A 22338-nucleotide genomic window follows, 5' to 3' on the forward strand; every position below is an offset into this window, starting at 1 on the left:
AGACAAAAATGAAAGCATACACAGAGCGTGTATTTGGAAATCATGAGGGTAAGGATGTCTTGGCCTATCGCTTTGAGACTGACAGTGGCTACCAACTAGAAATCATGACCTATGGTGCGACCATCTTGCGCTATGTCACACCTGACAAGGCTGGAAATTTTGCCAATGTTATCTTGGGCTTTGATGATTTTGATAGCTATGTAGGCAATAGTCCCAAGCATGGAGCAAGTGTAGGTCCTGTAGCGGGCCGTATTGCAGGTGCGACATTTGAGCTTAATGGCCAGACCTATAATCTTGAAGTCAACAATGCCAGCAACTGTAACCACAGTGGTTCAACAGGTTGGGATTCAAGCTTGTTTGAATTGGTAGAGGTGAGCGCCCATGGCTTGACCCTCTACACAGAGCGTACAGATGGGACAGGAGGATTCCCTGGTAATCTCAAGATATGGATCAGCTATCATTTGGAAGAAACTGGTGCTTACGAAGTCAGCTATAAGGTGACGACAGATCAGGATACGCTTGTCAATCCCACTAATCACAGCTACTTCAACTTGTCTGGTGATTTCACGCAGACAATTGACCGCCATGTCTTCCAACTAAATACGGAGGGCATTTACCCAATCGCTCCAGACGGAGTTCCGGCTAAGACTCCAGATGCTACTCGTGATGTAGTGAAACATATCTACAATGGAGCTTTGTTGAAGGACATCTTTGAAGAGGAAGATGAGCAAATCCAGTTGGTATCTGGTTTGGATCACCCATTTGCCCTTCCTGCCGGTCATGACAATGCTGGTTTCCTTTATGACCAAAACTCAGGTCGTTTCCTGCTGTTCAAGACAGAGGCCCCTTGCTTTGTGGTCTACACAGCAAACTTTGTGGATGAGAGTGTCATCATCGGAGGCCAGCCAATGGTGCAACACAATGGTATTGCCCTTGAAGCGCAAGCTTTACCAGATGCCATTCACAGCGACCTCAAAGACCAAGTCATTCTCAAAGCAGGGGAAACTTTCACCAGCAAAACTCGCTACGAGCTTGTTGTAAAATAAAAAGAAGAGCTGGTTTCTAGCTCTTTTGAGTTCCGTGCTGTTGTATTGACCTTAGAGGCAGTTTGGTCAGTACATGGCTTATTTTTCTTTTTTCTGTTTCTCGATTCTCTCTAACATTCTGTTTTTACGCTCCTCCAGTTCTTGGATTTGCTTGAGCAAAAGATCTGAAAAGTCACTATCAAGCTCTTCAGCCTCTCCACTACTATACCAATCTAAGGCGACAATGTGATTATTTTTATCAAAGCAGAAAATCATATCTCCATCACCGATGATAGACAGAAAAGGGATATAATCTACAAAGCCTAGTTCATGTAATTCTTTGGTCTTCAGTCGAATGTCTAGAAAATCAGGTATCTCATTTGCAATACCGTAAACCTTAATACCACGACAGAATGTCCAAAATGGGGCGACATCAAATGCTTTGGCTCTTGGCCACAGTTCCTCCCTAACTTCCATATAGAGTCCGCCTAGGGGTGACATGGTAAATTCTCTAAAGTCGTCTGGAAGACTGATTTGATACAGTTTTTCAAAATCTTCTATATCCTGTTCGGAGGGTTCATTTCCCATGCAGGCTACAACTTGGTAGGTTTTAGAATCATAATGATGAAAATAATCATAGACTTTTTCTAGTGACATGGTTACACCTCTCTATCCTAGGTAAATATATTCGACAACTAAATCACAAAGCCGATTATCCTTATCATAGCCAAAGTAGACGGGATAGACTCCGTCTCCAAAACCTGATTGGATCATCGGAATGCTTAGGTCAGTGTTGGGGATTTTAAAATTAATCCAATCCCCGCCCTCACGTTGATAAAGGGGATTGTCTATGGCATTTTGGGCAAAAACTGCTGCAAAGAAATCATCGTAGATATTTTTGTCAGGATTTTCTTTATACCAATTGTCTTCAAAATCGCAGTAGGCATTCTTGGTGTCAACGTCCACTATTGTTGCCAGACCTGCGTCAACTGCAAATCCAAAATAAGAGTCTTTTTCAACAGTGTCTATATCTTCATCACCAGTCAGTGCTTCATAGTAGATGACTGGCACTTGATCTGTAAATTGGATTCTCGTTGCTACATACCTGTAGTGATCTTCTTCTAACTTGGCTACTAAGGTTTTTATTCTATATGTTCCTTTGGGAACAGATTGTAAGTAGGGCTTTTCCTCTCTACGGAGCCAGACCAAAGGATCGCGAACCAGAATTTCTCCGCTAGGGAAAGTCACTTTCCCCATATCCAAAACAAAAATTTCTGCACCCTGTATTTCTTTCCTATCAAAATAGTCTGCATAATTGATAGACGAAGTGAGCAGGTGTTTTATTTCTTGGTATTTCTGTAACCACTCTTGTGAAGTTTGTATTTTTTCCATAAACAGCTCCTTTCTAAATCTTTTATTTTAGGTTGGTACTTTCTGAGTTAGAGAATTGTGTACTCATTATCATTTTTCCTACAAATGCATTCATTCTATGCTTTTATTTCCCTAATGATCGAAAAGATTAGGTCTTTAAGACTTTCTGCGACATACACAACTTCATCAGGATCATGAATATAGCAAAGAATCTGACCTTCTTTTCCTTCTTTGTCAGGATCAAAATCCAGCATCAGGAAACAGCTGTCACAATATTCGGCAAAAGGAATCCATCTTTTATTAAAAAGGTAGGGTTTTATCCTGCTATCTTTCATTTTTTCAATATCTTCACCTGTAAAATACTCAGGAAATTCAGTCAAGAGTGTGTCTCTGTTTTGAAAATAGTGTTTAGTTTTTTCGATTGCCTGCAGGCTCAGCAAGCAAAATGCCATGTCTCTTTCATCTACAAGGCAAGGCAGAATACTGAGATAGTTACTCCCGTTTTTATAGTTGTAAAGCTCTTTTACATCATCAGGCAGAGTTATCTCAAATTTCTCTTCCAATGCTGCTATTTCTTCCTCAGAAGCGCCGGATATCTCCTGATAATCGTCCAGATATTCTTCCTCCACAGGATCATCCAAATCCCATTCTTCAAAGTTTTCGCAAATGTACTCTTCTATCTTTTTTATCTCATTCCTTATCTGCATACCATCCGCCCTTTAGTCTGTTAATTACAGCTCTCCTTCAATAATTTGTTGCATATATGCTGGCATATCATTTACAAATTCCGCAAAACTGCACATATCTTTCAACTCTTCATGCTCTATATCATAGGAAGCTACCTTCTTTGTTTTAGGATTCCATACAATATAGATATGGTCATAACCTCCCGTCTGTTTAGAAATACGTAGGACTTTCTGTCTGCCTTTTTTCATCGGAACAGTATTGATTAAAGAAAAAAACTCTATCCATTTAAAATCACAGTCATTAAGTTCAAAATGTAATTCCTCGCTTTGAAGAAAATCAATGACCACCTTAGGCAGTTTAAATGGCTTCAGTTCATCCAGTTTATTTTGTAAACTGTGGTATTCTTCAGGCTCTAACTGCTTAAAATAGTCAGCCATCTCTTCATCGCCATTTTCAAGTGCGATGCTGTATGGACGCATACCGCCTTTTTCGGTTATTGTTACATCTGCTCCATTTTCCACAAGATATTGACACATTTTCAAATCAACATACCTAGCGGCTACACATAGCGGAGTTGGTTTAAAAGGATAGACCGTATCAGGGGCATTGTAGTTAATATTAACTCCGTTCTTTATAAAGAAATCAAGCACATCATAATTTTTGTCTGAAACCGCACTGCGAAATGCCTGTCCGCCGTATTTTTCTACCCTATGACCTAACTCGTGGATAAGAGGCAGGTTCTCGTATTTTTTCCATATAAAGCCTGTTCAAAGGCTTCTGTTTTTACCTCATTTACACAGTTCACCTTTGCGCCATGTTCTACCAGATACCTGATAATAGCTTCGTCACAATACCTTACGGCAAGCAGAAATGCTGGATTGCCTTTTACATTCAGATTGACGCCCTTTTCCACCAGCCATTTTAGAGAGTCAAAACCTTCCATAATCAAAGCGATGTCTAAAGGTGACAAAGTGGTATACTTACCTATTTTTATACCCTTTTCAATATCCCATCCCTTTGAAAAATACTCATCTAATGCCGATGTATTTCCATTTATAATATCATTTACAATTTGTGGAACAGATTTAAAATTTCCTATATCTTTTAATTTGACCATTTTAAGTCTCCTACAGATTATGTACTCATCTGTTATAATTTATTTCCCCTAAAGGAAGCGGATTAGGATTTAAGCTTACCCAGAGAACTGAAAGTTCACACAAACGTTCAATTATAGTATCTTCATCACTGCCTTTTGCACGGATGCTGGAAATCAGTTCCTTAGTTTCTTCCAGTTCTTCTTCGGAAAGCGGTGTGCCTGAAGCGAAATGATTTGGCAGGGCTTTAAGCATGTTCCGGTAGTGTTTATCCCAGTTGACACCGCCATTTCTATAGAGCTCATCCTGTACGCGCCCTGTTATACGGATCACTTCGCCTTGTACAGTTTTCGCTGGCCCACTTGAAGGAATCAACATCTCCCAAAGTTCATCGTATTGCTTTTGCCAAGGACCATCTTCTACAATAATAGGAGAAACTCCGTCATGTACCTTGCGTTTCGGAGCAGGCTTTACATCAAACAGTGCATAGAGTCTCTCAAGCCCTGCTTCTGTTTCAGTCAAGTAATCTTTATTAAAGTTTTCTCTGTGAAATTCAAAATCCTTTCCGATTAGTTCGACTCTTTCTGCCATATCAGGAGTTACCTCAGCGCCCGCCTTTATGAGCATTTCTGCAATTTCTGCTACCTGTGCAATATTAATCTGCCTACAAGTAGCAAGGGCTTCAGCTAAAGGAGTTCGTCCCATAACAGTTTTGGGATTAACATCTGCACCTTTTTCAATCAAAAAACTGACTATCTTAGGTCGGAAAAACCTTGCTGCCGTATGTAGAGGTGTACTCCCATATGTATCAGTTTTTTGTATATCTCCGCCTAATTCATATAGCAGTTTTACAGTATCTCTCCCCAAAGTGGCATGTGTATATAATGGTGTACGCCCATAATAATCAGGAGTATTTACATCTAAACCCTGTTCCACCAGCCAGATAACAAGCTCATCAGGAACACCTCCAAAATGAAGTGCCGTATTTAAGCTGTATCTGCCGTCATGAGCAGTAAGCTCACATTTATCATATACGGCTTTAAGAGCTTCAATATCTCCTGCTGTAATCAGTTCATCAAAATTTTTAGGTAAGGTCACTCTTTTTTTGGACATTGTTCTTCTCCTTTAATATAAAACCAACATTTGCATTTTATATTTCTAAACCCACTTAAGCCCATTAACATTTTTAAGAATCATAGATCTTCCATCGTAGTCATTTTTTAACTCGATTTCTTTTTCCTTGACCGAAATGTTGTTGTACCAGTGATCTAAGCTGGCATATTTTCCTGTATGGATATTGATAAGCATACTTGTTATAGGATTCCAAGTCCCTTTCTTTACTGTTTCTGCAAGCAAATAATAGGCATCTAAAAATATGAGATTTCTTCCATACATCCAAAATGGAAGCTGAATATTTAACAAAGGCAATTTTGCAGAAAAAATATCATCTCCACGTGGTGGCACGGTTTCATAATGAAATTCTATCTCACTCCCATAATATGCTATCGTTGCTCCTTCGCAACCGATGCTTTGAGGAATCCCCTCCTCAGCTACTAAAAATTCCATTGGCTTCTCCTTATGTTGTAATTGGATGAACTCTGACCAGACTCTCCACGTTTACAACCAGACTGTAAAGGTAATCACCTGCTTTTTATAGCTGACAAAGATTTTTCCTCTAAACAGGCTGACAAGGTGTTGAGCCATAGAGAGGCCAATGCCATACCCAGAGGTGGTTTGGTTATTGTGTGATGTTTCGGCGCGATAAAAGCGGTCAAAGAAGCGTTTAATATTGGCAGGCTGCCCATCCTTGTAGTCGTTAGACACAGTGATACAGGTGCGCTTGCGTAGGAGATAGGCCTTGCGTTTGAGAGCTAGACGGATGGTGCCTGCTGGATCACAGTATTTGCGGGCATTATCGAGTAAAATACTGAGTAATTCGTAAAATTCCTCCTGAGAAACTTTTTCTATGATATCTGCTTCAATCAGGCTTTCAAATTTTTTATCCTCTTTGGTAAAGAGAGGAGCAAAGTCTGAGGCGACCTTTTCAGCGATGACGGAGATGTTTTGAGGAGCTAGTTTGATATCTTCTTGCTCCTCGAGCCGAGCAAGTCGGATCAGTCTTCCAATCAAGTGGTTGAGACGCTCGGTCTGTTCCTTGGTACTGATGCTCCACTCGGTCTCTCCTTCCATGAGTTCCTGAAGCTCGGTATTGGCTGAGATGATAGCCAGCGGTGTTTTGAGTTCATGACCTGCATTAGTGATAAACATCCGTTGTTTCTCATAGTTTTTGACGAAGGGACGGATAACAATCCCAGAAATCAAGGTAAAGAGCAGAGCAAGGAGAAATAGGCTAGCCAGTGATAACCAGATAGAGACTTGAAAGAGGGTGTCCCGTTCGCGAATGTAGTTGGTAGCTTCAAAGAAGACTAGGAGCTTACCCGAAGCTGTCTGACTAATCTGGTAGGTGAAGTAGCGCCCGTTGCGGGTAATCGTGCCATAGGTTTCCTGTTTTTTAAGAATTTTCTGGAGAAAATCTCTGACGTCTGCTTCGGTCAGTGATTGGACATTGCCCAGAGAAATAGTGTAGTCATTCCCCTTTTCTCTGACAGAGAAATACTGAAAATTGTAGATAATCCCTTCCTGAATGTTCTTTTTGGTGAAACTTTCCTTGATTTCATCTGTGATTGGGAGTTCGCCTTCATTTTTAGACAAGATGGAGAGGACGGTTTGGATATTATCCTCTGTCTGAGTATAGACGATGCTATTCATCAAGACCAGAAAAAATGCAAGAATCAGAGCGATGGCAGCAGTGGCTGTGACAATAAACTTGATGCGTAGTTTTCGAAACATCTAGTCTCCTCCTATCAGTTGGAAAGGCCCTTCTGCCGGCCCAAGTATTTGTAAGCTAGACTGGACACTTTGGAGTTTTTGGCGTAGGTAGGAAATATAGAGAAAAACGAGCTCGTGATCACTTTCTTCTAGCTCATCTGGCCAGACTTGCTCTAGTAGTTGTTGACAACTGAGGGTCTGGTTAGCATGCTGGATAAGGAGGGTCAAGAGTTGAGTCTCCTTTTTCCCTAAACGAATGCTGTTTGTAGCAGCTAATTCTTGTTCGTTAATATCCAAGCGAGTATTTCCTAATTGGACCGTATCTGGGGTATAGTCCTCCAGACGGCGGGCAGTAGAACGGAGTCTAGCCAATAGTTCCTTGAGAGAGAAGGGTTTGGTCAAGTAGTCGTCGGCACCTGCATCGAGTCCGGTTACACGGTCATCTACTTCCGCCATGGCTGTCAGCATGATGACGTGGGTCGTATTGCCCAACTGGCGGATTTCTTTGAGGGCTTCGATTCCTGTCTTGATCGGCATCATGATGTCAAAAATCATGAGGTGATAGTGGTTAGTTGTAGCTTTTTCGACAGCATCTTGTCCATTAAAAACAGAATCAATGCTATAGCCTTCGCGTTCTAAAGCAACAGTGATGACGCGATTTAGTTGAGCTTCATCTTCGGCAAGTAGGATTTTCATAGGTTCTCCTTAGTCTTGGTCAGATCGCTGAATCAAATCACGGATGGTCTGCATGGTCAAGTCGCATGAAGCAAGCTCATCGGCACAACGTTTGAGCTCGCGCGTGATTCGTTCAGGATTTTGGATGTTTTTCTTGTACTTCATCTGGTGCTCAAGGCTGGCCCAGGAATCCATGGCAATCGTGCGTAGCTGGATCTCGATAAAGTAGGTACCTTGGGCATTCCCCAGACAGTCTGGGTAGGGGGTAGTCACCTCGAGAATCAGATGATAGGAACGGTAGCCATTAGGTTTGACCTGACGGATATAGTCTTTCTCTTTGAAAATATGGATGGTGGGTATCTGACGAATATACTCTACGATGCGGTAGATATCATCTGTAAAGCCTGTGATGATCCGAACACCGATAGCATCTCGGATTTCTTTGAGAGCGGATTGACTCGTCTGAGGAAGGCCTTTGCGTTGGCATTTTTCACGCATACTTTTTTCTGTTTTGATGCGTGCATGCAAATGCTCATATAGTTTGAGGGAGGTTTCTTTTTTGTAATTAGCTGCGGCTTCTTCCATATCTTGAATAAAGGTCTGCAAGATAGTGGGTAAGTAGACTTCGCAAGGGCCATAGATAGAGTTCATAGGCTGGTCCATTCTAAGAATAACTCGTATTGCTACGAGCATAGATTCTAATAGTATTTGTCATTCTATTATACCATGAAAGCGATAGCAGGGTGAGATTCTATTGATAAAGAGGGAACGAGAATTTTGACAAAGGAGTCCATTAGAGATATAATGAAGAAAAATCGACCAAGGATAAGAAGATGACAAACTCAAAGTATATTACACGCCTGAAACGTTCAGAGGGGCAGTTGCGTGGAATTCAAAAGATGATCGATGAAGATCGTGATTGTGCAGATATCATTACCCAGTTGACAGCGGTTCGTTCGAGTGTGGAGCGCGTGATTGAGATGATCATTACCGAGAATCTCACAGCCTGTATCAACCAACCCCTAGACGACCCTGAGGCTCAAAAAGAACGCTTAGAAAAGGCTGTTCAGTACCTAATCAAACGAAAATAGTAGTTCTCTATGTGATAGAACAAGATAAGAAAGTAGATCACAGGTGGGAAAGATGACAAAAGAAGAACGAGCAGAAAAATGGTTTCAGAATATTCCTGAAGCAGAAGCCATTCCTATGCAAACTAAAATGGAGATCTGTAGTCAGGTAGCGAAACGAATGGCGCTTATATGGCTTGGCCTACTTGGTGGGGAATGCTTGTTCCTATTCTGGGTCACTGGGGGCGAACTTTTTAATCAAGTAGCGGACTTTCTAAATCAGCTATCAGAAGGGAGCCCCACAAAAAATCGATATAAGGGTCTCGCACTTGCAGGTACTCTTATTTGTCTGCCTGTCTTGATCTTTCCTAGTGTTGTTGCCCATTTCTTTAGACAAGGTTGGATTCAAAAAGAAGCTGAAAAGGTTGTCAAAGAGATGGCCCCTGTTACAAGTGATCAGCCTTATCTAGCAGGAGATGAGGGATCAGATTTTGCGAGTATTTCCGGAAGAATCTTTGCGGATTGGGTGCTAGATGATGGTGAGAAGGAACAAAATGGCTTTGAACTTGAAGAAGTATGGCAGCAACTGGCAGCTGTCCAAGATGGTGATAGGGATTTTCTCACTTTAATACCTCAGCAACCAGTTAAACTAAAGGGGAGTCAGCATGTATCGGATTTTGTACAGGTTTGTCAGGATGAAGATTCGGACGGTTTTCATTTTGAGATCAGTGTTGCCGATGCTGAACGGATCGACGAAAATGTAATCTACGAAAAAAATGAGCTGAGCAAGAAAGAAACTCAAGACATTCTTCGGGCATATTTGGAGAACAGAGTCACACCAGACCTAGAAGACTGGGAAATTGTACTAGATATGCGGACAGATGAGCAGAAAAATATCGCAATCTATCAAGAAATAACCCAACTGCTAACAGATGATAGTGAGGTACGATCTCGTTTGACTTCCTGTTTTGAATCACCGAAAGCCTATTTCAAGCAGTATGCAGAGAGATATGACGAGCGGGGTATAGGAGAAGAAGCCAATGAAGCTACTATAAAATGGCTTGCTATTGCTGATGAACTACTTGCTGTGGATGCAGTGGTTGAGTTAGACTGGAAGACAGATAAGGAAGAATTCTTGTACCAACTAGAGCCTCTGGCAGCTAAACAAACTCTTGATTTGGAGGAGAATTGGTTCGACGAGGATGATGACATCCCTACTTGGTGTAAGATTTTGGATGAAAGATGGGTTGGACACGATTTCTGTCTTGCTTGTATGGATATTAATAGCGATAGTTATGTGCTATTTATCTGCAAGAGGGATATTCTGGAAAAATTAGTCACCTTGAGTCACACAATCAATCAGCGTTTCGGCCATGCAAAAAATATGTAATTGCTAGTGTATTTTAAGGAGGTAATTCAAGATGACTTTTGTGTTTAAGGATGCACCCAACACAGCCTGTATCGTTTGTCACCATGTCTTGACTGGGAAAAATCCGATTACCTTTATCTCCCACGATGAAGAAGACGGTATGTGGCAATTTCTATGTTCAGAAGACCACAGTAGAGAGGACGCACGCCTCATTTCCCTAGCTGAAGCATTTAAACTAGATGCATCTATCGGACAAGTCGCGGATATGCCTTGTGGCTACGCGGTGGAAAGAAAAGATGGGCTTGCTGGCTGGAAATCATGACCTTCCTAACAGTTGGAGTTCTGTCTAAGATAACTTGTATGAAAATTAAAGAAATCTAGAGAGGCTTAGATGGAAATTGGAAGAAAATGCATTCCAATGGTATAATTAAAGGTAGCAAGACAAGTTAAAGGAGGCCAGCAAATGGAAGCATACGAAAAAGTAGTAGAAATGCTAAATGGGCTAGATATTCCCTTTGAAATCGTGGAGCACGAGCCAGCCTTTACAACGGAGCAGGCCGACAGCTTTATCGAAGGGATCGAAGGCGTCCGTACCAAGACTATGTTTCTCACCAACAAAAAGAAAACAGCCTATTATCTCGTGATTATGGATGATAAGAAACGTTTGGATATGGACCTCTTGAAAGACTTGGTAGGAGCCAATAGAATCCGTATGGCTTCCTCTGAGAGCTTGTTTGAAAAAATGAGCTTGCCCGCAGGCGTTGTATCTCCATTTGGCTTGCTGAACAATACTGATAAGGACATTCAAGTTTATTTCGACAAAGAAATCATGTCTGAAAAACGGATGAGTTTTCACCCCAATACCAACGAGAAAACCCTCTTTTTGGACACGACAGATATACTCAAATTCCTAGAAGCTATTGGCTATGAGGTTCATATCATCGAGTTATAAATATTAAAGAAACCGACTAAGTTCATCTTAATCGGTTTTTTTGATTATTCTACCTCACCTGGCCAGTGGTTCATACCACCTTCTACGTTGATAACGGTGAGGCCTTGGGCGCTGAGAAATTGACAGGCAGAGGCAGAACGCACTCCACCTTGACAGATGACATGGTATTCATGGGCAGGTTTGAGTTCTTTGTAGCCTTGCTCCAAGGTACTTAACGGAAGATTTTTGGCACCTGGTGCATGTCCTGCTTGGAATTCATGTACTTCACGGACATCGATAAGATCTAGATTTTCATGTTGATATTTTTCATAAAAGTCAGCCATGCTGATATTAGTTACCATATTCTACTCCTTCTGGGTTAGCCATTTTGTATAGTGAATAAGCGCCGTCAAGGTTTTGGACGGTAAATCCTGCTTGTTTGAGGATACGCTCTGCGATATAGCTGCGCAAACCACTGTGGCAGCTAACGATGTAGGCTTGGTTCTTGTCCAGTTCGTCCAAGCGTTCCCGTAGTTCGTTTAGGGGGATGTGGATGGTGTCGACTTTGAGTCGACCACTTTGGAATTCGCCACTGGTCCGCACGTCTAGGAATTTCTTTCCTTTAGCTAGTTCGTCTTCGAGCTGGTACCATTGAACGTTGTCGCTGAGACCTTCAATAAGGTTCAAGGCTGCGTAACCCAGCATATTGACGGGATCCTTGGCAGAGCCAAATGGTGGCGCATAGGTAAACTCTAACTCTGGTAAGTCAAAGACGGTGAGATTTCCCTTGATAGCAGTTGCCAGGATATCGATTCGCTTGTCAACACCTTTCTTCCCGACTCCTTGGGCACCGTAGATTTTTCCAGTGGTTGGGTCAAAGAGGAGCTTCAAGGTCATATCAGTAGCGCCTGGATAATAACCAGCATGGTCTTTCCCACTGACATGAAGGGCCTTGTAAGGAAGTTGATTCATGCTAAGACTACGTTCGCTGAGACCAGTCGAAGTAGCTGTCATATCAAAGGCACGAACGATAGCAGTGCCGATACTGCCCTTGTTGGTACGACCGAGTCCTGCGATGACGTCCGCTACTTGTCGTCCTTGACGATTAGCAGGAGAAGCGAGAGAGATGAGGGCATCTTGGCCAGTAATCTCTTGCTTGACGACGATGGCATCTCCAACTGCAAAAATATCTTTTTGACTGGTTTCGTAATGTTCATCGACCAGAATCCCACCACGAAGTCCCAGTTTAATCCCCGCAGCTTTAGCCAATCCGTTTTCAGGTTGAACACCGACAGATAAGATAGTGAGGTCAGAAGCGATCTTTTGCCCGTTTTCGAGAATGATGACTTTTCCTTGGTCTTCAAATCGAGTCGCAGACTGAGAAGTGATAATGCGAACGCCGTTTTTGACCAATTCTGCTTGGACAAAGGCTGCCATTTCGTGATCTAATGGTGGCAAGACATGGGGTGCTTTCTCAACGATAGTAACTTGCAATCCACGTTTCGCCAGGTTTTCAGCCATTTCAAGCCCGATAAAGCCTGCACCGATAACGACAGCTTCTTTTGGATGATTGTCCAAGGCTGCCATAATTTCATCAAGATCGGGAACGTTGCGGAGTGTGAAGGCATTTTCAGCTTCTGCTAACCCTTCAATGGCAGGAACAAAAGGTTTGGCTCCTGGGGAGAGGATCAGTTTGTCGTAGCTCTCTGTGAATTCCTGTCCATCATGTCGCACAGTCACCGTGTGTTCTTTTGGCGAAATCTGGATGACTTCATGAAATGGTCGCACATCAAGATTAAATCGCGCTTTGAGACTTTCAGGGGTTTGGACCAATAAACTATCACGGTTTGCAATTTCTCCTGAAACATAGTAAGGAAGTCCGCAGTTTGCAAAGGAAACAAAGGGACCTTTCTCAAAAATAGTGATTTCAGCGTCTTCCATGAGACGTCTGAGACGGGTTGCTGCTGACATACCGCCTGCAACTCCTCCGACAATGATAATTTTCATTGACTTTCTCCTTTATGCTTCTAGATGACCTTACCTGTCCAAGCACTCATACCGCCTCGGACATTGATGACATCGTAGCCTTTTTTCTTAAGCTTTTTCGCAGCTAGTTTGCTTCGTACACCAGAATGACAAATGACATAGAGTGTTTCTTTTGTCGCTGGTGTGTAAGAACCGATTTCCGTTAAAGGAACATTTTTTGCATTTTTGATATGACCTCTACGGAATTCCATAGGCGTCCGAACATCTAGTAGCTGAATTGGTTCTCTGAGTTTAGCTTCTAACTCGCTGGTAGAAATACTGTCAATTTTTGTAAATAAGTGAAACATAGGCACCTCCCAATATACCCTTATGGGGTATATTAAACCATGAAGTCAAGCTTTTGTCAAGCAAGTTGTTTTGAGTTGGGATGGGGAATGGTTTCGAGAGTCTAGAAAGCAGGCCATTCTTGACCTTTCAAAGGCTTTTTGATATGATGGGGCCAAAGTAAGTATGAGGTGATAAGATGACTAGCGAATACCAGAAAATGATAGCAGGGGAGCCTTACCGTCCGTCGGACCCAGAGTTACGGACCTTGGCGCAGGCTTCTCGCCAAAAACAGGCTGCCTTTAACCGAGAAGAAGATCCCTTGAAGGGTGCGGAGATTATCAAGACTTGGTTTGGTTCAACTGGGCAAAATCTCTATGTCAATCCACGTCTGGTGGTCGATTATGGGGTCAACATCCATCTAGGGGAAAATTTTTATTCTAATTGGAACTTGACCATGCTGGATGTTTGTCCGATTCGCATCGGGAACAACGCCATGCTTGGCCCCAACTGTCAGTTTTTAACCCCACTCCATCCACTGGATCCGCATGAACGCAATTCAGGGGTCGAATACGGCAAGCCCATCACCATCGGAGATAATTTCTGGGCTGGAGGTGGCGTCATTGTCCTTCCTGGAGTGACACTGGGTAATAATGTCGTCGCTGGAGCAGGGGCCGTGATTACCAAGTCCTTCGGCGACAATGTCGTCCTAGGTGGCAATCCTGCGCGTGTTATCAAGGAAATCCCTGTGAAATAGAAGTGAAAAGGAACAGCTAGGGCTGTTCTTTTTATGAGTTTTAGTCTTATAAATTTTTCTTCTTTTTGGCTTTCTTGGTCAAGGAGACATCGCACTGGGGAATCTTGGTTTAAAAAATCTATTAAAGGTAGTCCAGAGTTCAAAAATTGTTTTTAGCAGTCCTTTCTAAAAAATTACTAGGCGAAATCTAATCCAAACTAAATTTAAGGAAACTTTCAGAAAAGTTTTAGTTTTGTTTCAGAAATCTTCTGTAGACTGTCTAGCTATATCATACGAAGAAGAGGAAAAAGGTATGAAATCAAAAAAATGGTCCCTACTCGTAACGAGTTTAACGGCAATGGTACTGATGGCAGCATGTGCCCAGTCAACAACTACATCCAATACCAATGCAACGACAAATAGTGCCACAACAACTGCAACAAAGACAAACCAATCTTCCTATTTTACAGAGAAGGACTATGATACTTCTTATGATGAAAGTACAGCTTCTAAGATTGAGCTATCTGGCTCATCAGCAAACGTCTCTGGAGATGGGGTGACAGTCTCTGAATCAACAGTGACCATCACAAAATCTGGAACCTATGTAATTTCAGGTCAGTCTGACGGAGTGCAGATCAAGATCGAGGCAGATAAGTCTGCAGATGTTCATCTAGTCCTAAAAGGTGCGACCATGACCAATACCAATGCAGCGATATCTGCGACATCAGCTGGCCATGTCTACTTGACTCTAGCAGAGGGGACCACCAACAGTTTCTCTGACTCAAGCTCTAACAGCGACGAAAAAGCAGACGCAGCTCTTTTTTCTAAGGTGGATTTGACCATCAACGGGAAAGGAACTCTCAATGTAGATGGCAAGAAGAACAATGGTATCAAGGCCAATGACACCCTCCACATCACGGGTGGCACCTATAACATCACAGCAGTTGGCGATGCCTTTAATGTCAATGATGAACTCAATATCACTGGTACGACCATGACTATCGATGCCAAGGAAGATGGCGTAAAGGTGGACAATGACGAGGATACTTCAGTCGGAACCATGTACCTATCCAACAACAACATCACCGTTACAGCAGGAGATGATGGCATCCACGCATCAGGTGATTTGGTTATCGATAGTGGTACCTATACCGTCAAGAATTCGACAGAAGGACTTGAAGGTAAGTCGATCACTATCAACGGTGGGGACATTACCATCTACTCAACAGATGATGGAGTCAATGCAGCTAATAAAAACGCCCAACAGAGTGAAATCTTCTTTACCATGAACGGTGGGAACCTGACAGTAGAAGTCGGTCAAGGAGACACAGATCCAATTGACTCAAACGGCAATATCACGGTCACAGGCGGAACCATTAAAATGACTGGTCAAACAGGTTTTGACTTCGATGGAACTGCGACCTACACAGGTGGAGATATCTATCTCAATGGTGAAAAACAAACGGAAATTGTCAACTCTATGCCTGGAGGCGGTGGACCAAATGGAGGCCCTCAAGGCGGAGGTCCAGCCCCTGGCGGACAAGGATAAAAAAGAATCTCCTTTCTCGAAAGAGAAGGGAGACTTTTTGTGTTGTTACTGGAGGAAATGTAAAGATAACTCCTTGACACTCCGTCAGCTTTTGATACAATAGTACAAAATTACAGGAGGTGGGCTATGATTCAGAAACATGCAATTCCCATTTTAGAGTTTGATGACAATCCCCAGGCGGTCCTTATGCCAACACATGAGGGGCTAGATTTAAAGTTGCCAAAGAAGTGTATCTATGCGTTTTTGGAGGAAGAGATTGACCGCTATGCTCAGGAAGTAGGCGCGGACTGTATTGGTGAGTTCGTTTCGGCCACCAAAACCTATCCAGTATATGTCATCAACTACAAGGGTGAGAGGATTTGTCTGGCTCAAGCGCCTGTTGGTTCTGCTCCAGCGGCCCAGTTTATGGATTGGTTGATTGGCTATGGTGTGGAGCAAATCATTTCCGCTGGAACCTGTGGCGTCCTAGCCGATATAGAGGAAAATGCCTTTCTCGTCCCTGTTCGCGCTCTGCGAGATGAGGGGACCAGCTACCACTATGTAGCGCCTTCTCGTTATATGGAGATGCAGATTGAGGCTGTCTCTGCCATTGAGCAAGTTTTGGAGCAAAGAGGCATTCCTTATGAGGAAGTTATGACTTGGACGACAGATGGTTTTTACCGAGAGACGGCTGAAAAGGTTGCCTATCGCAAGGAAGAAGGCTGCGCTGTTGTGGAAATGGAGTGCTCGGCTCTTGCGGCAGTGGCTCAGCTACGTGGGGTTGTCTGGGGAGAATTGCTCTTTACCGCAGATTCCTTGGCAGATCTGGACAACTACGACAGTCGTGACTGGGGCTCTGAAGCTTTTGATAAGGCACTCGAACTCTGTCTTGCCATTGTGCACCACATGTGAGTGCTCTTACTGTTTTTATGGTAGAATGTAGTTATGTTATTCAAATCTTTTTTGGAAAAAATCAAGACGATACTGGGACGCTTGTCGCCAGCCCGTCGCATCTTTTTAAGTTTTGCCCTAGTGATCTTCTTAGGTTCGCTTCTTTTAAGTCTTCCCTTTGTGCAAGCAGGAACGTCACAAGCGACCTACTTTGACCATCTCTTTACGACTGTGTCTATGGTCTGTGTGACAGGGCTCTTTACCCAGCCAGTAGCCTCTACTTACAATATCTGGGGCCAGTTGATCTGTATGATTTTGATCCAGATCGGTGGTTTAGGCCTTATGACCTTTATCGGAATCTTTTATATCCAAGGAAAACAAAAGCTCAGCCTTCGTGGCCGTGAGACTATTCAAGAAAGCTTTAGTTATGGGGAAACTCAGTCTCTAAAGGATTTCATCCGCTCAATCTTTCTGACGACTTTTATGGTGGAAGGAATTGGTGCCTTTCTCTTGAGTTTTCGCTTTATCCCCGAATTTGGCTGGGGGCGAGGGATATTAACCTCTATCTTTTTGGCTGTTTCAGCTTTCTGTAATGCTGGATTTGATAATTTTGGAAGTACGAGTTTGGTAGCCTTTCAAACGGACCCCTTGATCAATCTAGTGATTGCAGGATTGATTATCACGGGGGGGCTAGGATTTATGGTCTGGTTTGACCTAGCGACCCAGTTTGGGAAGAAGAAAAAACGCCGTCTGCGTTTCCATACCAAGTTGGTTCTCTTTTTAACGGCGGGAATTTTGCTCTTTGGAACAGTATCGACTCTCTTAATTGAGTGGAATAATCCTGGAACGATTGGAAATCTCAGCGCTCCAGAGAAACTGCTGGTCAGCTTTTTCCAGACCGTCAGCATGAGAACGGCAGGCTTTGCTTCAATTGACTACACCCAGGCTCGACCAGTTACCTTACTGATCTACATCTTGCAGATGTTTCTGGGAGGGGCACCTGGAGGGACAGCAGGGGGGCTCAAGATTACGACCTTCTTTGTCTTGTTGGTCTTTGCTCGCAGTGAATTATTGGGCTTGCCTCATGCCAATGTGGCTCGGAGGACTATTGAACCCCGAACCGTGCAAAAATCTTTCAGTGTCTTTATTATCTTCTTGCTAACATTCTTGCTGGGCTTGATCCTACTAGGGATAACAGCAGAAGGAAATCCGCGCTTTATTTACCTCATGTTTGAGACCATTTCAGCCCTTGCGACAGTTGGAGTGACGGCAAACTTAACGCCGGAGTTAGGTAAGTTAGCCCTCAGTATCGTTATGTTGTTGATGTTTATCGGCCGTATTGGTCCCTTGACACTACTGGTCAGTGTAGCGGAATACCAGCCAGACAAGAAAGATACGATTCACTATATGAAAGCAGATATCACTATCGGATAAGAAAGGAAGAACGATGTCAGATCGGACAATTGGAATTTTAGGCTTGGGAATTTTTGGGAGCAGTGTTTTGGCTGCTCTAGCCAAGCATGACATGAATATCATTGCTATTGATGACCACGAGGAACGCATTAACCAATTTGAACCTGTGCTGGCGCGTGGGGTAGTTGGGGATATCACGGATGAAGAACTCCTTCTATCAGCGGGGATTGACACCTGTGATACCGTAGTTGTCGCAACGGGGGAAAATTTGGAGTCCAGTGTTCTTGCGGTTATGCACTGCAAGAGTCTAGGGGTGCCAACCGTTATTGCCAAGGTCAAAAGTCATACAGCTAAAAAGGTTCTAGAAAAAATTGGGGCAGACGCAGTCATCTCACCAGAGTTTGAAATGGGGCGCTCATTGGCACAGACCATCCTCTTTCATAACAGCGTAGACGTCTTTCAGCTGGACAAGAATGTATCGATTGTCGAGATGAAAATCCCCCAATCATGGGTAGGTAAAAGTCTCAGTCAGTTGGATTTACGTGGGCGATACAACCTCAACGTACTTGGCTTTCGTTCCTACGAAAATGCTCCTCTGGATGTCCAATTCGGACCCAATGACCTCTTGCAGGCAGATGCCTATATCATGGCTGTCATTAATAACCAACATCTGGACACCCTAGCTGAACTGAGTGAGTAGGAGAGGAAGGGTACTCTCTTTACAAATAATTAACGAGTCAATATAAGTATTTTATAAGAGGGATTTAAGAAAAATTTTAACTTTTTCTTAATCCTTTTTAATTTTAGGAGATTATACTAGAGTCATCAAAAAAAGAAAACTCTAAGGAGAATTCTATGAAATTCAATCCAAATCAGAGATATACTCGTTGGTCTATTCGCCGTCTCAGTGTCGGTGTTGCTTCAGTTGTTGTGGCTAGTGGCTTCTTTGTCCTAGTTGGTCAACCAAGTTCTGCACGTGCTGATGTCGTCAATCCGACTCCTACCCAAGTCGTGCCAGACGCTGCTTCGGTGAGTGAAAAGAGCGACTTACCAGCAGAGGTTCTCAAAAAAGCAGTCGATGTAGCTCTTCCTTCAGAACAGTCTATTCCAACACCTAAAGCAAGTGTGGATACGACAAGCTCTTCAGAGAAAGCGGATGTGACTGCTAAAGACCAAGTAGTAGCACCAAAAGAAGAAGTGCAAGCACAACCTGACTCTAAGAAAGAAACAGAAGATGCGATTAAACCTGTGGAAAGTCCTGTGTCTACAGTTTCTGGACAAGAGCGTGAAGCCAGTGAAGCACAAGCACCGACCACTCCAGCTGAAGTTCAAAAAGGTGTAGCTGACAATACCAAAGACACAGTAGATGTCCCAGCTTCTTACTTGGACAAAGCTAACTTCCCAGGACCATTTACAGCGGGTGTCAACCAAGTCATTCCATATGAATTCTTCGCTGGTGACGGCATGTTGACTCGCCTGATCTTGAAAGCCTCTGATAAGGCTCCATGGTCAGACAACGGCTCAGCTAAAAATCCAGCTCTCCCACCAGTAGAGAAATTGGGCAAAGGCCTTTACTTCTACGAAGTGGATTTAGCAGGCACCCAAGGAAAATCAGATAAAGAGTTGCTTGACCTTTTGAAACAAAATGGTACACAAAGCTATAAGGCAACCATCAAAGTGTACGGTGCAAAAGACGGCAAACCTGACTTAACTAACCTCGTAGCGACTAAAGATTTGACTGTTAATTTGAATGGTTTGACCACACCAAATCAGGTTAAAGAGTCTGTTGTTAACAATGTCAAAGACATGATTGATGTTCCAGCTAGCTACCTTGATAAGGCTAAGGTTCCTGGACCTTTCTTGGCCGGTGTCAACCAAGTTATTCCATACGAAGCTTTTGGTGGAGATGGTATGTTGACTCGCCTCTTGTTAAAAGCTTCCGACAAAGCCCCATGGTCAGACAACGGAATGGCTAAAAATCCAGCTCTATTGCCACTTGAAGGCTTGGCTAAAGGCCAATATTTCTACGAAGTGGATTTGAATGGCAATACGGTTGGCAAAGATGGTCAGGCCTTGCTTGAGCAACTTCGAGCTAACGGAACCCATACGTATCTAGCTACTGTTAAAGTTTATGGCGCTAAAGACGGCAAACCTGATTTGACCAATCTGATTGCTACTCGTCAAGTAACGATTCAGCTTCGTGGAAAAGAAATGGCGACAATACCATCTCAACAAGGTCAGATGAATACGAAGCCTTCTGAAACAGGCTCTACAGGTACGACTGAGGGTATGATGGGTACAAATCACCATATGTCAGATATGAAAGTAGATCAACCAGCTTCTAGCCCAATGGCTAATATGATGAAAAAAGATGATAAAGCGATGTTACCAAATACTGGGGAAGCTAAAACAGCTACAGCTGGGCTTGGTATCTTTGGTCTAGCCTTGGCAGGTCTTGTTGGACTTTTGGGTTTGACAAGCAAACGAGAAGATTAAGATTCAAATCACTTAAACATTAGAGAAAATAGTGTTATACTAAAGCAAGTATAACACTGTTTTTATCGAAGGAGTGTCAGATGAAAAAGACAATTTTGCTGGTTGATGATGAAATAGATATTCTAGATATTCAAAACCGTTATCTTATACAGGCAGGTTACGATGTTTTGGTCGCCCATGATGGTAAGGAGGGATTAGAGCTTTTCAGAAAAAAATCTATCGACCTCATTATCACAGATATCATGATGCCCAATATGGACGGGTATGATTTTATCAGTGAAGTTCAGTATATCGCTCCGGATCAACCCTTCCTCTTTACAACTGCTAAGACAAGCGAACAGGATAAGATTTATGGATTGAGTTTGGGGGCAGATGATTTTATAGTCAAACCCTTTAGCCCACGCGAATTGGTTTTAAGAGTGAATAATATCTTGCGTCGCCTTAGCCGTGGAGGAGAGACCGAACAGATCGAGTTTGGTGACTTGGTAATCAACCATGTGACTCATGAGGTTCGCATTGGGGAGCAACCTTTGGAATTGACAGTAAAATCCTTTGAACTTCTATGGATATTAGCCAGCAATCCCGAGAGAGTCTTTTCAAAGACGGAACTTTACGAGAAGGTATGGCAGGAGGACTATGTAGATGATACCAATACACTCAATGTTCATATCCATGCTTTGAGGCAAGAGTTGACCAAGTATACAAATTCAAATGCTCCTGCTATCAAAACTGTCTGGGGTTTGGGTTATAAGATGGAAAGACCAAGAGGTAGAAAATGAAATTAAAAAACTATATTTTAGTGGGGTATCTAGTGTCGACTCTACTAACGATTTTGGTCGTTTTCTGGGCAGTCCAACGAATGTTGATTGAGAAAAGTGAAGTTTACTTTCTCGTTGGAATAACCTTGATTGCTAGTTTCATTGGCGCTGCAGTGAGCATCTTTCTTTTGTCGCCAGTGTTCTCTTCTCTGAAACATTTGAAAAAACAAGCTCAGGATATAGCAAGCAAGGATTTCAGCACAGAAATTGAAACCAAGGGACCATTAGAATTTCAAGAGCTGGGCCAGGCTTTTAATGACATGTCCCACAATTTGCAAGCTACCTTTCAATCACTTGATGAGAGCGAGCAAGAAAAGAGAATGATGATTGCGCAGCTCTCTCACGATATTAAAACTCCCATTACCTCCATTCAGGTTACTGTGGAGGGAATTCTAGATGGAGTGATCAAGGAAGAGGAGCGGCTCCACTACTTAACCACGATTGGTCGGCAAACCGAGCGTCTAAACAAGCTAGTGGAGGAGTTGGATGTTTTGACTCTCAATACACAACCTCAAGAAACTGCTGATGAAGAAGTCGAAGAGGTCTTTTTAGATCAGTTGCTGATTGAGTCAATGAGTGAATTTCAACTCCAGATTGAACAAGAGGAGCGAGATGTTTACATTCAAGTATCACCTGAGTCGGCGAAAATCAAGAGCCATTCTGACAAACTTTCTCGCATTCTGGTCAATTTGTTAAACAATGCCTTTAAATATTCAGAACCAGGAACCAGAATCGAGGTTCTTGCCCAATTAACAGAACAAGAGCTGAGAATCAGTGTGAAAGACGAGGGTCAGGGAATCCTTCCTGAGGATTTGGAAAAAATCTTTAAACGACTTTATCGTGTAGAAACTTCGCGCAATATGAAGACGGGTGGGCATGGCTTAGGTCTTGCGATTGCACGAGAACTAGCCCATCAGCTTGGTGGCGAAATCACAGCAGAAAGTCAGTATGGCTTAGGAAGCAAGTTTACATTCAGCCTCAATTTGAAATAAAGGCGTAGTAAGTGGTAAGAGTTTTTAGATTGAATCAAATTTTCCTGTGAGGGAGAACAGAAATGTTCTCTCTCTTTTTTATTTGCTGAGAAATGGGGGATTTGAT

The 22338-nt window shown here is 42.8% G+C and carries 26 protein-coding genes; 13 read left to right on the forward strand and 13 right to left on the reverse strand.

The genetic code is table 11. The features are described 5' to 3' along the window. Positions 1-8: 8 nt before the first annotated feature. A complete protein-coding gene (locus I6G42_RS02530) occupies positions 9-1046 on the forward strand; it encodes an aldose epimerase family protein (RefSeq protein WP_038804277.1) in 1038 nt (345 codons plus the stop codon). 78 nt (positions 1047-1124) lie between these two features. On the opposite strand, the gene I6G42_RS02535 is transcribed toward I6G42_RS02530, so the two are convergent. The 10 genes from I6G42_RS02535 to I6G42_RS02575 all read right to left on the reverse strand — a co-directional run bounded on the left by I6G42_RS02535 (position 1125) and on the right by I6G42_RS02575 (position 8332). Next, a complete protein-coding gene (locus I6G42_RS02535) occupies positions 1125-1682 on the reverse strand; it encodes an SMI1/KNR4 family protein (protein ID WP_038804276.1) in 558 nt (185 codons plus the stop codon). A gap of 12 nt (positions 1683-1694) precedes the next feature. Beyond that, entirely contained in the window at positions 1695-2417 is a 723-nt protein-coding gene (locus I6G42_RS02540) for a DUF4241 domain-containing protein (RefSeq protein ID WP_038804275.1), read from the reverse strand. Positions 2418-2512: 95 nt separating this feature from the next. After that, positions 2513-3103, reverse strand: coding sequence for an SMI1/KNR4 family protein (locus I6G42_RS02545; protein ID WP_038804274.1), 591 nt, complete (start codon positions 3101-3103; stop codon positions 2513-2515). A 24-nt stretch (positions 3104-3127) separates the two neighbouring features. Further along, positions 3128-3733, reverse strand: coding sequence for an ankyrin repeat domain-containing protein (locus I6G42_RS10020; protein ID WP_232234405.1), 606 nt, complete (start codon positions 3731-3733; stop codon positions 3128-3130). A 65-nt stretch (positions 3734-3798) separates the two neighbouring features. Continuing rightward, positions 3799-4200, reverse strand: coding sequence for an ankyrin repeat domain-containing protein (locus tag I6G42_RS10025; protein ID WP_227698168.1), 402 nt, complete (start codon positions 4198-4200; stop codon positions 3799-3801). Positions 4201-4225: 25 nt separating this feature from the next. Further along, positions 4226-5290, reverse strand: coding sequence for an ankyrin repeat domain-containing protein (locus I6G42_RS02555; protein WP_000039320.1), 1065 nt, complete (start codon positions 5288-5290; stop codon positions 4226-4228). 45 nt (positions 5291-5335) lie between these two features. After that, on the reverse strand, positions 5336-5743 hold the full coding sequence (locus tag I6G42_RS02560) for a hypothetical protein (protein ID WP_038804273.1): 408 nt from the start codon (positions 5741-5743) through the stop codon (positions 5336-5338). A 51-nt stretch (positions 5744-5794) separates the two neighbouring features. Then, entirely contained in the window at positions 5795-7027 is a 1233-nt protein-coding gene (locus I6G42_RS02565; RefSeq protein ID WP_038804272.1) for a sensor histidine kinase, read from the reverse strand. Then, positions 7028-7702, reverse strand: coding sequence for a response regulator transcription factor (locus I6G42_RS02570; protein ID WP_038804271.1), 675 nt, complete (start codon positions 7700-7702; stop codon positions 7028-7030). It abuts the gene before it with no gap. 9 nt (positions 7703-7711) lie between these two features. Next, positions 7712-8332 carry a GTP pyrophosphokinase gene (locus I6G42_RS02575; RefSeq protein ID WP_038804365.1) on the reverse strand — a complete coding sequence of 207 codons (621 nt, stop codon included), beginning with the start codon at positions 8330-8332 and terminating at the stop codon, positions 7712-7714. Positions 8333-8514: 182 nt separating this feature from the next. Here I6G42_RS02575 and I6G42_RS02580 point away from each other — a divergent pair, with 182 nt between their 5' ends. The 4 genes from I6G42_RS02580 (at position 8515) to I6G42_RS02595 (ending at position 11069) form a co-directional block, all read left to right on the forward strand. After that, the gene (locus I6G42_RS02580) at positions 8515-8772 is read left to right on the forward strand and encodes a metal-sensitive transcriptional regulator (protein WP_000185156.1); all 258 of its coding nucleotides are present in this window, start codon (positions 8515-8517) and stop codon (positions 8770-8772) included. 52 nt (positions 8773-8824) lie between these two features. Beyond that, a complete protein-coding gene (locus I6G42_RS02585) occupies positions 8825-10138 on the forward strand; it encodes a DUF6630 family protein (RefSeq protein WP_038804270.1) in 1314 nt (437 codons plus the stop codon). 31 nt (positions 10139-10169) lie between these two features. Further along, entirely contained in the window at positions 10170-10439 is a 270-nt protein-coding gene (locus tag I6G42_RS02590) for a hypothetical protein (RefSeq protein ID WP_000144781.1), read from the forward strand. A 141-nt stretch (positions 10440-10580) separates the two neighbouring features. Continuing rightward, positions 10581-11069, forward strand: a complete 489-nt coding sequence (locus I6G42_RS02595; RefSeq protein ID WP_000388666.1) for a prolyl-tRNA synthetase associated domain-containing protein — start codon at positions 10581-10583, stop codon at positions 11067-11069. A gap of 44 nt (positions 11070-11113) precedes the next feature. Here I6G42_RS02595 and I6G42_RS02600 read toward each other — a convergent pair whose 3' ends face one another. Genes I6G42_RS02600 through I6G42_RS02610 form a run of 3 tightly spaced genes read right to left on the reverse strand, consistent with a single transcriptional unit; the run spans position 11114 to position 13381 of the window. After that, positions 11114-11410, reverse strand: coding sequence for a rhodanese-like domain-containing protein (locus I6G42_RS02600; RefSeq protein ID WP_038804269.1), 297 nt, complete (start codon positions 11408-11410; stop codon positions 11114-11116). After that, on the reverse strand, positions 11400-13055 hold the full coding sequence (locus I6G42_RS02605; RefSeq protein ID WP_038804268.1) for an FAD-dependent oxidoreductase: 1656 nt from the start codon (positions 13053-13055) through the stop codon (positions 11400-11402). Before I6G42_RS02605 ends, I6G42_RS02600 begins: the two co-directional genes overlap by 11 nt. 20 nt (positions 13056-13075) lie before the next feature. Further along, complete coding sequence (locus tag I6G42_RS02610; RefSeq protein ID WP_038804267.1) at positions 13076-13381, reverse strand: rhodanese-like domain-containing protein; 306 nt, start codon at positions 13379-13381, stop codon at positions 13076-13078. A 176-nt stretch (positions 13382-13557) separates the two neighbouring features. Here I6G42_RS02610 and I6G42_RS02615 point away from each other — a divergent pair, with 176 nt between their 5' ends. From I6G42_RS02615 to I6G42_RS02650, 8 genes are all read left to right on the forward strand, one after another. Next, positions 13558-14115, forward strand: a complete 558-nt coding sequence (locus I6G42_RS02615; protein WP_038804266.1) for a sugar O-acetyltransferase — start codon at positions 13558-13560, stop codon at positions 14113-14115. Between the two features lie 292 nt (positions 14116-14407). Next, positions 14408-15643: a carbohydrate-binding domain-containing protein gene (locus tag I6G42_RS02620; protein ID WP_038804265.1), complete on the forward strand. Its 1236-nt coding sequence runs from the start codon at positions 14408-14410 to the stop codon at positions 15641-15643. 126 nt (positions 15644-15769) lie between these two features. Then, positions 15770-16534, forward strand: a complete 765-nt coding sequence (locus I6G42_RS02625) for a nucleoside phosphorylase (RefSeq protein WP_000615018.1) — start codon at positions 15770-15772, stop codon at positions 16532-16534. A 33-nt stretch (positions 16535-16567) separates the two neighbouring features. Further along, positions 16568-17947, forward strand: a complete 1380-nt coding sequence (locus I6G42_RS02630; protein ID WP_000897925.1) for a TrkH family potassium uptake protein — start codon at positions 16568-16570, stop codon at positions 17945-17947. Between the two features lie 13 nt (positions 17948-17960). Beyond that, positions 17961-18626, forward strand: a complete 666-nt coding sequence (locus I6G42_RS02635) for a potassium channel family protein (RefSeq protein ID WP_001283884.1) — start codon at positions 17961-17963, stop codon at positions 18624-18626. Between the two features lie 155 nt (positions 18627-18781). Continuing rightward, positions 18782-20422, forward strand: coding sequence for a YSIRK signal domain/LPXTG anchor domain surface protein (locus I6G42_RS02640; RefSeq protein ID WP_038804264.1), 1641 nt, complete (start codon positions 18782-18784; stop codon positions 20420-20422). Positions 20423-20502: 80 nt separating this feature from the next. Next, complete coding sequence (locus I6G42_RS02645) at positions 20503-21201, forward strand: response regulator transcription factor (protein WP_000751223.1); 699 nt, start codon at positions 20503-20505, stop codon at positions 21199-21201. Next, positions 21198-22232: a sensor histidine kinase gene (locus I6G42_RS02650; RefSeq protein WP_038804263.1), complete on the forward strand. Its 1035-nt coding sequence runs from the start codon at positions 21198-21200 to the stop codon at positions 22230-22232. The genes I6G42_RS02645 and I6G42_RS02650 overlap by 4 nt, the downstream gene beginning before the upstream one ends. Positions 22233-22338: the final 106 nt, after the last annotated feature.

Origin of the sequence: Streptococcus oralis, from assembly GCF_016028255.1 — a bacterium.
Taxonomy (GTDB): domain Bacteria; phylum Bacillota; class Bacilli; order Lactobacillales; family Streptococcaceae; genus Streptococcus; species Streptococcus oralis_AC.

Bases quoted from the DNA above. Each gene is read 5' to 3' on its own strand.
- I6G42_RS02530 (WP_038804277.1), top strand. From the start codon at position 9: ATGAAAGCATACACAGAGCGTGTATTTGGAAATCATGAGGGTAAGGAT.
- I6G42_RS02535 (WP_038804276.1), bottom strand. From the start codon at position 1,682: ATGTCACTAGAAAAAGTCTATGATTATTTTCATCATTATGATTCTAAA.
- I6G42_RS02540 (WP_038804275.1), bottom strand. From the start codon at position 2,417: ATGGAAAAAATACAAACTTCACAAGAGTGGTTACAGAAATACCAAGAA.
- I6G42_RS02545 (WP_038804274.1), bottom strand. From the start codon at position 3,103: ATGCAGATAAGGAATGAGATAAAAAAGATAGAAGAGTACATTTGCGAA.
- I6G42_RS10025 (WP_227698168.1), bottom strand. From the start codon at position 4,200: ATGGTCAAATTAAAAGATATAGGAAATTTTAAATCTGTTCCACAAATT.
- I6G42_RS02555 (WP_000039320.1), bottom strand. From the start codon at position 5,290: ATGTCCAAAAAAAGAGTGACCTTACCTAAAAATTTTGATGAACTGATT.
- I6G42_RS02560 (WP_038804273.1), bottom strand. From the start codon at position 5,743: ATGGAATTTTTAGTAGCTGAGGAGGGGATTCCTCAAAGCATCGGTTGC.
- I6G42_RS02565 (WP_038804272.1), bottom strand. From the start codon at position 7,027: ATGTTTCGAAAACTACGCATCAAGTTTATTGTCACAGCCACTGCTGCC.
- I6G42_RS02570 (WP_038804271.1), bottom strand. From the start codon at position 7,702: ATGAAAATCCTACTTGCCGAAGATGAAGCTCAACTAAATCGCGTCATC.
- I6G42_RS02575 (WP_038804365.1), bottom strand. From the start codon at position 8,332: ATGAACTCTATCTATGGCCCTTGCGAAGTCTACTTACCCACTATCTTG.
- I6G42_RS02580 (WP_000185156.1), top strand. From the start codon at position 8,515: ATGACAAACTCAAAGTATATTACACGCCTGAAACGTTCAGAGGGGCAG.
- I6G42_RS02585 (WP_038804270.1), top strand. From the start codon at position 8,825: ATGACAAAAGAAGAACGAGCAGAAAAATGGTTTCAGAATATTCCTGAA.
- I6G42_RS02590 (WP_000144781.1), top strand. From the start codon at position 10,170: ATGACTTTTGTGTTTAAGGATGCACCCAACACAGCCTGTATCGTTTGT.
- I6G42_RS02595 (WP_000388666.1), top strand. From the start codon at position 10,581: ATGGAAGCATACGAAAAAGTAGTAGAAATGCTAAATGGGCTAGATATT.
- I6G42_RS02600 (WP_038804269.1), bottom strand. From the start codon at position 11,410: ATGGTAACTAATATCAGCATGGCTGACTTTTATGAAAAATATCAACAT.
- I6G42_RS02605 (WP_038804268.1), bottom strand. From the start codon at position 13,055: ATGAAAATTATCATTGTCGGAGGAGTTGCAGGCGGTATGTCAGCAGCA.
- I6G42_RS02610 (WP_038804267.1), bottom strand. From the start codon at position 13,381: ATGTTTCACTTATTTACAAAAATTGACAGTATTTCTACCAGCGAGTTA.
- I6G42_RS02615 (WP_038804266.1), top strand. From the start codon at position 13,558: ATGACTAGCGAATACCAGAAAATGATAGCAGGGGAGCCTTACCGTCCG.
- I6G42_RS02620 (WP_038804265.1), top strand. From the start codon at position 14,408: ATGAAATCAAAAAAATGGTCCCTACTCGTAACGAGTTTAACGGCAATG.
- I6G42_RS02625 (WP_000615018.1), top strand. From the start codon at position 15,770: ATGATTCAGAAACATGCAATTCCCATTTTAGAGTTTGATGACAATCCC.
- I6G42_RS02630 (WP_000897925.1), top strand. From the start codon at position 16,568: ATGTTATTCAAATCTTTTTTGGAAAAAATCAAGACGATACTGGGACGC.
- I6G42_RS02635 (WP_001283884.1), top strand. From the start codon at position 17,961: ATGTCAGATCGGACAATTGGAATTTTAGGCTTGGGAATTTTTGGGAGC.
- I6G42_RS02640 (WP_038804264.1), top strand. From the start codon at position 18,782: ATGAAATTCAATCCAAATCAGAGATATACTCGTTGGTCTATTCGCCGT.
- I6G42_RS02645 (WP_000751223.1), top strand. From the start codon at position 20,503: ATGAAAAAGACAATTTTGCTGGTTGATGATGAAATAGATATTCTAGAT.
- I6G42_RS02650 (WP_038804263.1), top strand. From the start codon at position 21,198: ATGAAATTAAAAAACTATATTTTAGTGGGGTATCTAGTGTCGACTCTA.